A 12,587-nucleotide genomic window follows, 5' to 3' on the forward strand; every position below is an offset into this window, starting at 1 on the left:
GTTTACGCAGTTGCGACCGGGATCTGCGGCCAGCCCGGCGGCGGCTTCCACCCGATCAGTTCCTTGAAGTCGGCATAGGCGACCTCGAAGTCGTCATACTGGACCAGCTTGCCGTCATGCAGCACGCCCCAGCGGTTGCAGTGATCGCGGACATAGGCGGCATCATGCGAAATGATGATCATCGCCCGGTCTGCCCGCTTCTCGAACAGTTCGAAATTGCAGCGATCGTGAAAGCGCGCATCGCCCACTGCGCTGATCTCGTCGATCAGGAAGCAGTCGAATTCGATGATCATCGAAATCGCGAAGGCGAGCCTGGCGCGCATCCCCGAGGAATAGGTGATCACCGGCTCGCGCAGATATGGGCCAAGCTCGGCGAACTCCTCGACGAAGGCGATATTGGCCTCGGCATCCTGATTATAGATGCGGCTGATGAAGCGGACATTGTCGATGCCTGTCAGCTGGTGCTGGAAGGCGCCGGCAAAGGCCAGCGGCCAGGAAATAGAGATATCGCTTTCGATCGTGCCGGCGGTCGGGCGCTCGGCCCCGCTGACAAGGCGCACCAAAGTCGATTTGCCCGCCCCGTTGCGGCCGAGAATCCCGAGCCGCTCCCCCATGGCGAGATCGAAGCTTAGTCCCTCGAACACCAGATTTTCGCCAAAGCGGGTCTTGTAGACCTTTTTGAGATCACGCACCCGGATCATCCCGGCACCACCCGCCGCGAGACATAGCGCAGCGCAATCAGCGCAACCAAGGTCAGCACCAGATTGAACGGGACGAGATAGGCCAGATCATAGGTTGCCCGCGCGCGGCTGCCGAAAAAGCCCTCGCGCACGAATTCGATGCCGTGGACGGTGGGTATATAGAGCACGATCTCCTGCGCGAAGGACGGCAGGGCGGCGACGATGAAAGCCGCGCCCGAAAGCGGGAACAGCAGGTAGGAAAAGGGGTGCCACAGCTTGTCGACCAGCTCGCTCAGATGCGACAGCGCCCCCATCAGGATCGCCAGCGCACAGCCGAACCATGCGATCAGCATCCACCCGGCGGCGACCTTGAGGAAATCCTCGGGCGGGTTCATCCATTCGACCGCGATGAACAACACGCCAAGCGTGAAGAAGGAAATCGTCGCCCCGCCGAACTCGATCAGCAACCTTGCGGCGTAGATATCGCCGACCTTGATGTTGCGGTGATACATCAGCGCCAGATTGTTCTGCAGCGCGCCGATGCAGCGCCCGGGCATGTTGCGCCACAGCAGCACGGAGGAATAGCCGGTCAGCGCGAAGGACGAGATCGGCAGATCGCTGCCGTGGACCGATTTGGTTGCGGTCCACAGGATCGTCACCCCGATGGTGAAGATCATCGGCTCCACGAACAGCCACAGGAAGCCGATATTGTGGCGGCCATAGCGGGTCAGCATCTCGCGCCGCAGCAGCGCGTCGATCACCCGCGCCTGAATGCGCAAGGATTGCCACAGGGGCGGATGGGGGGAGGGCGCGCTCGCCATCAGTCGCGGTGCTCGCGCACCCCGATCGCAAGCATCGACAACACGCCCCAGGCCAAGAGGCCGAGCACGAGTGCGGCCAGCATCGAACGGATCCGGCGCGGCTCGACCGGATAGTCGGGCAGGCTCGGCGCGGCGATCTTTTCAAGGTAGGCCTGCTTGCGCCGCGCCTCGGCCCGGGCTTCCTGCAAGGAGGCGCGGGTGGCGGCGAGCTGCTTTTCGGCAAATTCGGCGTCGACCTGAAGCTCCTGAAAACGGGTCAGCGTCGTCGACAGGGAGGCGCGCCCGCCCGTCAGGCTGCCGCGCGCCTCGGCGATTTCGCGCTCCAGATCGCGCACCTGCGTCTTCAGGAAGGGGATCTGCGAGGCATCGGGAGTGTAGGTCTGCAACTGGCGCAGGCGGGTCTGTGCGGCGATCAGCTCGTCCTGCAATTTCGAGATCATCTGCAGGCCGACTTCCGATTCCTGCACCGGATCGACGATACCGCTGGCGTTGCGATACTTCGCCAGTTCGACCGCTGCTGTGCGTGCCTTGGCCGCCGCTTCCTCGACCTCGCCTTCCGCGACCTTGATCAGATCGGACTGCGAACGCTCGGACAGGCTGTTGACCAGCGCCTCCGACTGTTCGACCAGCCGGGCGTTGATCGCCTGCGCCTTCTTCGGATCGAAGGCGCGGACGCGGATGGTGAGAACCTGGGTCGTCGACCCCTCCTGCACATCGAGCTGTTTCTGGAAATAGCGGTAGAATTCCTCGTCGCTTTCGCCGAACAGGCCGAAGCGGTCGAACCAGAAAAGCTCCGGATCGGAGTAAGCTTTCTTGAGGCCGCCATCACGATCCGCCTCATCCAGCGCGGCGCGTGATTGCAGATAGGCGATGACGGTGTTGTTGCCCTCGTTCGCTGCGCCGAACCCGGTCTTGTCGAGCGCGGCATCAAGCGCCGAGCGGCTCGCCTGGGTGGGCTGGCGCACGACGATGCGTGATTCGGAGATGTACACGTCCTCGGCCAGCAACCCGTAATAGAGGATCGCGATCAGCGTCGGGATGGTCACGACCAGCAGCGCCGGGCTGACGAGGGATTTCAGTCGGGCTATCACGCAGCAAGGACTCTTTCGCTTGAAGGGCGGCGGAATGCCGCCGGGTCAGCAATGAAACGCTCCACCACCTCGAAATGGCCATCCCAGCGCCTCGGGACAAAGCCCTTCGCACGCTGGGCCGGCTGTTCGAGCGCGGCAAGCACCGCCTGTTCCCAGCCATCAAGGCAGGCCGGATCGATCAGGCAGGCTGCACCCTGCCCGATTTCGCGCAGCACCGGAAGGTCGCTCGCGATAACGGGCGTTCCGGCCGCGAGTGCCTCAACGAAAGGCAGGCCGAATCCCTCCGCAAGCGTGGGCATGAGCAGCGCCCTTGCGTGATGCATCAGGCGCGCGAGTTCGGCGTCGCAGCAGGCGGCATGGTGGGTGACATGGGCCTGTAGCGCAGGGTTGGCCGCCAAAGGCGCCAGAATATCGCCCGTCAATGGCCCGGTCTGCCCGACAAGCACCAGTCTGGGCGTATCGTCTCCGAGACGAGTGGCAAGGCGCGCCCAAAGATCCAGCAGCAGACGGTGGTTCTTGCGCGGCTCGATCGTGGCAACGCAGAGGAAAAAGGGACGGTTCTCTGCGGGCGGCTGAGACGCGGCGGGCGGCAGGGTTTCCCCTGCCAGATGCGCGACCGCGAACGGCGGCAGCGGCAACCCACGCGCCGCTGCAAAGGCGGCGAGTTCATCGGCGACGGCGTGTGATCCGAGGATGATCCCCTCGGCACTTTCCAGCGCACTTTCCACCCGCCCGAGGTGCCGGCGCACGGCGTGCGGGCGGGAGAATTCCGGATGCACCACCGGGATCAGATCATGGAGGAAATAGAACGGGCGCAGCCGGTGCTGCCGCGCCCAGCCGTGGTGCACGGGCAGATCGAAATCGGTGTGCCCGATATTGAGATAGGCGCGTCCCGCGATCCGCTCCCGCGCCGGGCGGGCAATCAGCGCCGCGGAAAGCTGTCGTGCGATCCGCCGGCGCATTCCCGGTGCGGGATGCTCCAGCACATCGAACAGCGCGGCCGATGGCACCGGCTCCAGCACGCGAATCACTCCGCGATGCTGCACCACTGCCTGCGCGCGGGGGCGGAAGTGGCGCAGATAGGCGCGGCATACGCGATCGATCCCGGTCGGCTGGCGCCCGCTCCACCCGAGCGCGACCAGCCGCGTGACGTCAAGCAGCACGGGCGCGCCACTATCCACGGCTGCCGCTCTCGGCGCACAGGCGACCGGCGAGGCATCGATTGTCAGGCGCGGACAACATAGGGCGGGCTTCCACAAGCAGGCGGCAGCGAGTCAGGAAGGGCTTGTGACAGGTCTGCCCCCTCCGTCTCAAGCAAATATGCCCCCGCTTCGGGGGTATCCCCGCTATGCGCCTAGCCGTAGAACTCCGGCGCGATCATCGGTGCGACAAAGGCGAGGCTGGCCATGTCGATCATGCCCGGCGTGGGAGCATCATCGCCGCCCATCCCTGTGAGCACGGCGCGGCCGAGATTGTTGCTCTCCGACACCGCGACAGTTTCATCGGTAAGGCCCTGCACACCGCCGCTGGTGTTCGGGAACCACCCCGCCCAGGTGTCCGGCCCGAAGCCGTTGGCGGTGAGGTAGTCGATCACCTCCTGCTGGCTCTGGTAGTTGGCGTAGCGGATGTTTCCATCGGCATGCATCAGGGCGCGCAGGTAGGCCGTGCCGTCGGTCAGCGCGAAATAGACCTCCTGAATCCCGTCGCGGTTGTAGTCGTTGGCGCCCAGCACGCGGTTGATGTTCTCGATCTGGAGATCGTTTTGGAAGCGGCGCTGGCTGTCCTGATCGCTGCCGGGGGCGACGATGCCGGCCTCCACCAGAGGGTCGATGTAAATCCCGGCGACGCGGGTCTCGCCGGCCCAGCCGTGGTCATTGAAATAGACCAGGCCGTCAGGTGCTGTACCCACCGTCGCGAAGCGCCCGATGCTGCGGTTGACGAGGATCTGGTCGATGTCGCCATCGCCGTTGACGTCGGCTTGCCCGATCCGCAGCCAACCGCCATTGCCGCCCAGCGCGTTCCCGTCAAAGTCGCGGATGTCGTTCATCGCGGTCTGGTAGACGCTGCGGTCGGCGGTGTTGAAGTTGACGGTGACGCCGGTGCCGGGGCGCAGGCGCAGGATCTGGTCGTCGAACTGGAGGAACTCGATCGCGGTGAGGGTGTCCGTCCCATCCGGGCCAACCACCTGGAACACGCCGGTCGAGGTCTGGGTCACAGTGTATTGCGAGCGCGTGCCGCGCACGATTGCCGTGTCGACATTGCCGCCGCCGTCGATGATGTCATCGCCCAGCCCACCGGTCAGGCGGTTGCCCCCGCCATTGCCGACAATCCGGTTGGCCAGCGCATTGCCAGTGCCCGACAGCGCATCCCCGCCCAGAAGGCGCAGGTTCTCGAAATTGTCGCGCAGGGTGTAGTCGCGGTTGATCTCGACCGTGTCGGTGCCTTCGCCCGCTTCCTCGATGATCTCGGTCGCGGCATTGTCGATGCGGTAGGTGTCGTCACCCAGCCCGCCGCGCACGGAGCCGTTCAGCGTCCCGCCGATCCCGTCGTAGAGATCGTTGCCCTGTTCAAGCAGCACCACGCCGCGGATCACGCCGCCGCCATTGTTGAATACCGAATCATTGCCGAAGCCGAGCAGGATCGCGCCTTCGATCTGGCCGGTGTTGCGGACGTGGTTAGTCACCGATCCCGGCGGGCTGCCGTCAGCCGAGAGGATCGCGATATCGGCCGAGATGACCCCGCTGTTATCGATCACCCGCGGCTCCGAAACGGAATTCCCCGCGGTCGGGATCTCGATCAGCAGCACGCCGACGCTGAAAAATGGCGAGTCGGGGCTGTTAATCGCGAAGATCGTGCCGGTGTTGACGAAGCTACCGCCGGCATATTGCCGCCAGCGCACGCCCACGGCCTCGATCAGGCCGTAGGCCGCAATCGTGCCGGTGTTGCGGAAGCTGGCCGCAAAGCCCATCACCACGCCGAAGCCGCCATAGCCGCCATCGGCGATGATCGTGCCGTTGTTGATGACCTCCCGCGTGGCGTTCACATCGAACCCGGTCAGCACCCCGGTGGCCGAGCCCATCACCGAGGTGACTTCGAAATAGCCGTCATTGCGGAAGTGGAGCGCCTGCTGCGGGGCATAGAATCCGTAGGCCTCGGTCGCCGCTTCCGAAATCACGCCCGAGCCGTCATCATTGTCAGCCGCGACGATGAAGCGCCCCGTCGCGGAATTGACGAACCACGCATCTGCGCCGGGGCCAGAGCTGCGGCTCACCGCAAAGCCGATTGGCGTGCCGAAGCCGGGCTGGTTGGTGATCGTCTCGACCGTCCCGTTGTTGGTGAAGCTGACACTGCCCCCCGCGCGATAGGTGTAACCGGCATTGCCGCCGAAAACAGCGAGACCATCGGGAACCACGTTGCTGGCCGTCACCGTCTGGCCCGCCGCGATGGTGGTGTCCGCGGTCACGTAACGCGGCAGGGTCGGGGTCGCGAGCGGGTTGAAGCCGGAGAAGTTCTCCGAGGTGAAATTGGCGACCTGCGTGTTCTGGAAGGTCATCACCAATTCCTCGACGTAGTCACCGCTGACCGAGGGGATGAAGATCACCTGCACGTCGGCACCGGCCTGACGCAGCTGGAGCACACCGAGCGCGAAAGGATCAGCGCCGAGCCGCAGTTGCAGGGCAATCGAGATATCATAGGGGCTGAGCCCGTAGAGGAACCCGCCGAAATCGATCCGGTCGCCATTGGCGCCGGTCTGGAAGTCGGTCACCACCATGCCGGCGCTGTCGACCCCCTCGACGAAGCGGATCACATCCCGCCCGCTGCCCAGCGTGACCTGATCGATCATCCCGTCGGAGACCAGCGTATCGTCGCCCGCGCCGAGATTGACCGAGATAAATGGCGTCGTCGTCTGCCCGGGATTGGCGAGCGTATACTGGGAGAGCCATGCGTTAGTGATGTTGACCGTGTCATTGCCGTCACCCGCCAGGATGGTGCCGGCGGCCTCGCCATTGGTGATCAGCGTGATGAAATCGTACGAGACATTGATGGTGTCGTTGCCCACGCCACCTTCGATCGCGTCGGTGCCGAAGGTGTCGGTGATGATGTCATCGCCATCGCCCCCGAAGATCGCATCGCGTCCGCGCCAGCCGTCGATGGTGTCATTGCCGCCATCGCCGCGCAGCGTGTCAACGCCCTCGCCGCCGCGGATGAAGTCGTTGCCGTCGCCGCCGTTGATGATGTCATCGCCGGACTGGCCATAGAGCCGGTCGTCACCGGCGAGCCCGTTGACGGTGTCATTGCCGGCACCGGCCCAGATGACATCGAGATTGCCGGTGCCATCCAGCGTCTCGTCCGAACCGGTGCCGATGTGGGTCGCATGGTTGGGATCGAAGCCGAGGTTTTCGGCGGTGAAGCTCGTCGCCACCGTGTTCTGGAACACCGCGAAGGTGACGTAGCCCTGGCTGTAGCCGCCGAGCGACAGCTGCAGGTGCGTGTCGTTGCCGACCTGCTCGAGCCGCACGAATTCGCTGATGAACGGCTCGAAGGACGGATCGCTGCTGGCCAGCTCGGCGGTCACAAACAGGTTCCAGTCGAACAGGTCCCCGCCCGCTCCGGTCTGGAAATCGGTGATCGTGAAGGCGCCCAGCGTCTGGGAGGCAACCTCTTCCGAAATCACGATCACATCGCGCCCGGCGCCCAGCGTCAGCGTCGTCCCGCCGCTCGGCAATATCCGCAGCAGCAGGCGATCATCGCCCGATCCCAGATCGATGTCCGAGGTGTAGGTCTGGCCGGATGAGGTGTTGATGAACACCTCGACAAGATCATTCCCCGCCCCGGCCCTGATCGTCACCGTATCGCTGGTGGGCGAGTAGCCCGTGTCGACGCGGATGATGTCGTTGCCATTGCCCCCGTCCAGCGTGTCCGATCCGCCGAAGACCTCGGTGATGACGTCATCCCCGTCGCCACCATCGATGACGTCATTGTCATAGGAACCGGTGAGCACGTCATTGCCCGAGGTCCCCGCCCGGATCTGGAAGCTGGAGGCCGCACCCGTGGGGTTATAGCCGTTAAAGTTTGCCGCCGTGAGGCTCGACGCGGTGACACCAACCAGTCTGACAAGCGTGAAGACAGTACCCTCGCCGCTTCCACCGCCCGCGCCGTCGAAATCGAAGCGCACCAGCGTGTCGGCACCTGACTGCACAAGCAGCAGGTGGCCGGTGGCGAAGGGGTTGGCGACCCGGTTCCACCCCTGCCCGATCTGGATCGCGCGGGCGAGATCGAGAATGTCGCCGCTGTTGCCGGCCGCGAAATCGGTGATGGTGATGAAGAGGCCGTAGAGGAAGGTGCGATTGTCCAGCACCAGCCGGTCGCGCCCGCTGCCCATGGTCAGCGTCGTGGTCGGCAGATCGGCATTCGTCTCAACCGCCGTAAGCGTGATGACGTCATCGCCCGCGCCGAGATGGGCGATCAGGGTGATGTCGCGATCGGAGAAATTGAGGTTGCGATCGCCGCCGATGCGGAAGCTCACCGCATCATTGCCGTCGCCTGCATTGATGGTGACGGTTTGCGGCAGGGACAGGCCGCCATCGGAAAGCGGCGGGCGGTAGATGTCGATCCGGTCATTGCCGCCACCGCCTTCGATGGTGTCATTGCCCCATTCATCGGTGATGGTGTCGTCCCCGTCGCCGCCGCGCAGGGTATCGTCGCCTGCGCCGCCATCGATGATGTCGTTGCCTGCCCCGCCATCGATGATGTCGGCCCGGAAGCCGCCGATGATCTCGTCATTGCCGCCACCCGCAGTGATGTTGCCGCCCGAGGAGGGAGCGAAGATCAGATCGGCACCTTCCGTCCCGTTGACTGCCAGCAGAAGCGGCGAGCCGCCTGCCGGATCGAGCCCGGCAAAGTTGGCAGCCGTCAGCGATGTGGCCGTGACATTCTGGAGGCGCACAAGCGTGAACGGACGGATCGCGGTGCCCTTGGACCCGTCATAATCGAACTGCACCAGCGTATCCGCACCCGATTGCACCAGTCGCAGGACGCCGTTGGCAAAGGGATTGCCCCCGCTGAACGCAGCGAAGGCGGAGGGGTTGTTGAACACCCCACGCACCGCCTCGCCCAGATTGAGGATGTCGCCGCCCTCACCCGCGGTGAAATCGGCGATCGTCAGTGCTGAAAGGCTCGCGCGGATGCCGTCGCCATAGCGGAAGGTCAGCACAACCGTGTCGCGCCCGCTGCCCAGACGATAGGTGGTGTCCGCGAAGACCCGGCCATCGATCCGCAGCACATCGTCGCCGTCACCCAGATCAACAGACAGCGTGCCGATCGGTATCTGGCCGATGGTGACGAAGTCGTTGCCCGCACCGCCCTCGATCACATTGGTCCGGCGCGGATTGCCGAGGACGCTGCCGAGCCCCGAATAGCGATCGCTGATGGTGATGCGGTCATTGCCGGCCCCGCCGCGGATGGTGTTGCTGCCCGCCTCGTCGATGATCACGTCATCGCCGTCGCCGCCATCGATGATATCATCGCCCCAGCGATCAACGATGGTGTCATTGCCGCCGCCGCCGTTGATCGTATCGTCGGCCTGGGTGCCGTTGATCACATCATTGCCGGTGGTGCCAGTGATGGAGGGCATTGCAAAATCTCCTGCCCTGCGCGGCGCGACAGCCGACAGGTTTGCAAGGACTTCTAAGGGCTTTCAGCAGCTTGTTGAAGCTGAAAAAGGCGCTCGCCTACTGTTCCTGCATCGATTGCGACACGGTCTTGAAGATCGGCTTGGTGAGGTAGTTCCAAACGGTGGTCTTGCCAGTCAGGATTTCCGCTGTCGTGGTCATGCCGGGTTGCAGATCCACCCGCACGCTGCCGCCATCCTGCCGCATCGTGGCAATGTCGACCTCCAGATTGACGCGGTAATAGGCCTGGCTCGAACCGTCGGGCGCGGTCTCGACGATTGTGTCGGGGCTGACGAACACCACCTTGCCCGTCGCCGAGCCGTAGACCGCATTGTCATAGGCATCGAAATTGACCCGCGCTGTCTGGCCGAGCTTGACGAAGGCAATGTCACGCGGGGCGACGCGGCTCTCGACGATCAGGGTCTGGCCCGCAGGCACGATCTGCAGCACCTCCTCGCCCGCGCGCACCACACCGCCGATGGTGGTGAAGCGCACATTCTTGACGATCCCGTCGGTCGGCGCCTTGAGCGCGGCGTTGGCGAGGCTGTCCTCGATCCGCGCCAGTTGCTCCCGCGCGGCGGCGAGCTCTTCCTCGGTGGCGGTGAACTCGCTCTGCAATTCGCGCAGATATTGCGCGCGCACGGCGGAGATGCGGCCTTCGGTCTCGACCACGCGCTGGCGCATGGCAATGATCTCGGTGCGCGCGACATCGCCGGTGGCGAGCAGGGGCTGGTTGAGATCGAGCTCCTGCTGCTGAAGCCGCGCAAGGTTGCGCAAGGTGGCAATCTCCGCATCCTGACTGGCGCGGCGCTGGGTGTAGAGCTGGCGCTGGTTGGCGGTGAATTCGGGGAAGTCCTTGAGGCTGGCGGGAAACACCAGCGGCTTCTGGTAGAGCTCGGCCGTGATCCGCGCCATGCGGCTTTCAAGCCCCGCCACCTTGAGCCGCGCCTCGCGCACACCGGCTTCGAGCTGCACCGTGTCGAGCGCGATCAGCAGGTCGCCCGCCTTGACCCGCGCCCCTTCGCGCACGGCAATGGTCGCAATCGCGCCGTCCTGCTCGCTCTGCACCACCTGCACGCGTGCGAAGGGCACCACCCGCCCGGGCGCACGCGCGACCTGATCGAGCTCGGCCCATAACGACCAGCCGATGAAGCCCAGGATCGCGGCGGAAATCGCAATGATGATCAGCCCCGCAGGCCGCAGCAAGCCGTTCACGCATTGCCTCCCTTGTTGATCCGGGTGCTGACCAGCCCCTCGGTGCTGGCCGGGCGCGGACCGGGTCCGGACAGGTCGCGCAGCTTGCGCAGGAAGGCGTCGACAGGCTCGCTGCTGATGATCTGTCCGCGCGCCATCACCACCACCCGGTCAAACCGCTCGACCAGCGGCAGCTTGTGGGTCGCCATCACCATGATGCTGTCCGGCCCGAGCCGCGCCTGCACCGCATCGAGCACGGCCTTCTCCGAAGCGGCATCGAGCGCGGCGGTCGGCTCGTCGAGCAGCCACACGCGGGGCGCGGCATGGATCAGGCGGTTGATGGAGACCAGCGCGCGCTGTCCACCGGAAAGCCCGGCGCCGCCCTCCTGCACCTCGGCATCGAGCCCGCGGCTTCCGCCTGCAAACAGCCCGTCAAGCCCGGTCGCCCGTGCCACCTCGATCAGCGCATCATCGCTCACAGCGGGCAGGCCCATCGTCAGACTGTCGCGCAAGGAGCCGCGCACCAGCCGCGCGCTTTGCGACAGATAGCCGATATTGCGCCGCAGGGTCTCCTCGGCGATCTGCGACAGATCGAGCCCGCCCAGCGTGATCGCTCCGGCATTGGGGGTGTAGAGGCCCGCGAGCAGCTTCAGCAGGGTCGATTTGCCCGCCCCGATGCCACCCAGCACCGCCACCTTCTCGCCCGGCTGGATCACAAGCCCCTGCACCGCCAGCACCTCGGGCCCGCCGCGATAGGCAAAGCGCGCCTCGTTCACCACCAGCGACCCGGCGAGCTTGCCCGGTCTGAGGCCGCCTTGCGAGGCGGTCTTCTCGACCGGGTACTTGAGCAGCATGTCGAGCCCGCGCAGCGACGAGCGCGCATAGCCCCACTGCACGATCAGCCCCGGCAATTGCGCAATCAGCGGGCCGTTGATGCGCCCGACGATGATCGAACAGGCGAGCAGCGCGCCGGTGGTGATCTCTCCGGTCGCGGCGAGATAGGCGCCGAAGCACAGGACGGCGGTGTAGGTGACCTGCTGCATGGTCGAAAACAGCGCGCCCGACACCGCCGAGGCGCGCTTCACGGGGTAATCATAATGCTGAATCTCGCCGATCAGCCGGTTCCAGCGCGCCAGCATGTGCCAACCGCCAAGGTTCGCCTTCAGTGTCTCGGAGGCATCGAGCATCTCCACCAGCATCCCGTTCTTGCGGTTGCCGGTGACCTGCGCCCGCTCGGCGCTCTTGCGGATGATGCGGGCGAACAGCAGCGCCATGCCGATTGCGATCGGGAAGCTCACCAGCGGCACCAGCGCGAGCGGGCCGCCAATGCCCAGCACCACGACAATGAACAGCACCGCAAAGGGCAGATCGGTGATCACAAACAGCGAACTGGCCGACATCACCTGCCGGATCTGCTCCTGCCCCTGGATCTGCGCGGCCATTGTCCCGATCCCGCCGGGCCGCGCATCAAGCCGGATCGCCTGCGCGCGGGCAAAGAAGAATTCCGCCACCTCGCGGTCGATGCCCTGCGCCTCGGCCTCGATCAGCACGCCGCGCAAGGAGCGCAGTGCAAGATCGAGCAGCAGCGCGAACATCACCCCGGCGGTGAGCACCACCAGCGTGTCGAAACTCGCGAGCGGGATGACGCGGTCGTACAGCTGCATTGCATAGAGCGAGGTCGCGAGCGTGAGGATGTTGGCAAAGATCGTCGCCAGCCCCGCCAGCACCAGAGCGCGGCTGCGGCGGGCGACAGCGCGAGCGACAATCTGGAAAGCGGTCACCTGCTCGTCGCCCAACGGGTCGGCCAATGCCAGGCGGACAAAGGTCTGGGTGTCCTCGGCGAAGGCGATAACGCTGCCGTCGGTCAGTGCCAGATCATCCTCGCCGATCCATTGCCGTGCGACCAACCAGCCGCGCGCGGCATCATGCAGCAGGAGCGGGAATTCATCCGGGCGCGGACGGCCGGCAATGGCTTGCGGCGCATCCCAGCCGAGCGCGGCGGCAAGCCCTTCGAGCGCCGCTGCCCCTTCCGGCAAGGCGTCCACCGCCACGTCGCGCGCCCAGCCGGGCGGCAACGGCTGACCAGCAGCATCGCCATAGCGTTCGATTGCAGCAAGCAGCCCCATGTCC

Annotated in this window: 7 protein-coding genes; all 7 read right to left on the minus strand. The window is 65.2% G+C overall.

What is annotated here, in order from left to right; genetic code table 11:
• Window positions 1–2 precede the first annotated feature (2 nt).
• The 7 genes from RSE14_RS09610 to RSE14_RS09640 all read right to left on the minus strand — a co-directional run bounded on the left by RSE14_RS09610 (window position 3) and on the right by RSE14_RS09640 (window position 12,583).
• On the minus strand, window positions 3–701 hold the full coding sequence (locus tag RSE14_RS09610) for an ABC transporter ATP-binding protein (RefSeq protein ID WP_324073140.1): 699 nt from the start codon (window positions 699–701) through the stop codon (window positions 3–5).
• Window positions 698–1,501: an ABC transporter permease gene (locus RSE14_RS09615; RefSeq protein WP_324073142.1), complete on the minus strand. Its 804-nt coding sequence runs from the start codon at window positions 1,499–1,501 to the stop codon at window positions 698–700. Before RSE14_RS09615 ends, RSE14_RS09610 begins: the two co-directional genes overlap by 4 nt.
• The gene (locus tag RSE14_RS09620) at window positions 1,501–2,592 is read right to left on the minus strand and encodes a KpsE/RkpR family capsule polysaccharide export protein (RefSeq protein ID WP_324073145.1); all 1,092 of its coding nucleotides are present in this window, start codon (window positions 2,590–2,592) and stop codon (window positions 1,501–1,503) included. Before RSE14_RS09620 ends, RSE14_RS09615 begins: the two co-directional genes overlap by 1 nt.
• Window positions 2,589–3,773: a glycosyltransferase family 4 protein gene (locus tag RSE14_RS09625; RefSeq protein ID WP_324073147.1), complete on the minus strand. Its 1,185-nt coding sequence runs from the start codon at window positions 3,771–3,773 to the stop codon at window positions 2,589–2,591. The genes RSE14_RS09620 and RSE14_RS09625 overlap by 4 nt, the downstream gene beginning before the upstream one ends.
• Before the next feature lie 173 nt (window positions 3,774–3,946).
• Window positions 3,947–9,226 (minus strand): beta strand repeat-containing protein, encoded by a 5,280-nt coding sequence (locus RSE14_RS09630; RefSeq protein ID WP_324073150.1) that lies wholly within the window; start codon window positions 9,224–9,226, stop codon window positions 3,947–3,949.
• A 97-nt stretch (window positions 9,227–9,323) separates the two neighbouring features.
• Entirely contained in the window at window positions 9,324–10,478 is a 1,155-nt protein-coding gene (locus tag RSE14_RS09635) for a beta-barrel domain-containing protein (protein ID WP_324073151.1), read from the minus strand.
• Window positions 10,475–12,583: an ATP-binding cassette domain-containing protein gene (locus tag RSE14_RS09640; protein ID WP_324073153.1), complete on the minus strand. Its 2,109-nt coding sequence runs from the start codon at window positions 12,581–12,583 to the stop codon at window positions 10,475–10,477. Before RSE14_RS09640 ends, RSE14_RS09635 begins: the two co-directional genes overlap by 4 nt.
• Window positions 12,584–12,587 lie beyond the last annotated feature (4 nt).

Origin of the sequence: Erythrobacter sp. (assembly GCF_035194505.1) — a bacterium.
Lineage (GTDB): Bacteria > Pseudomonadota > Alphaproteobacteria > Sphingomonadales > Sphingomonadaceae > Erythrobacter.

What these genes read in the sequence shown, in the direction of transcription:
- RSE14_RS09610 (WP_324073140.1), bottom strand. Translation starts at nt 701, where the DNA reads ATGATCCGGGTGCGTGATCTCAAAAAGGTCTACAAGACCCGCTTTGGC.
- RSE14_RS09615 (WP_324073142.1), bottom strand. Translation starts at nt 1,501, where the DNA reads ATGGCGAGCGCGCCCTCCCCCCATCCGCCCCTGTGGCAATCCTTGCGC.
- RSE14_RS09630 (WP_324073150.1), bottom strand. Translation starts at nt 9,226, where the DNA reads ATGCCCTCCATCACTGGCACCACCGGCAATGATGTGATCAACGGCACC.
- RSE14_RS09640 (WP_324073153.1), bottom strand. Translation starts at nt 12,583, where the DNA reads ATGGGGCTGCTTGCTGCAATCGAACGCTATGGCGATGCTGCTGGTCAG.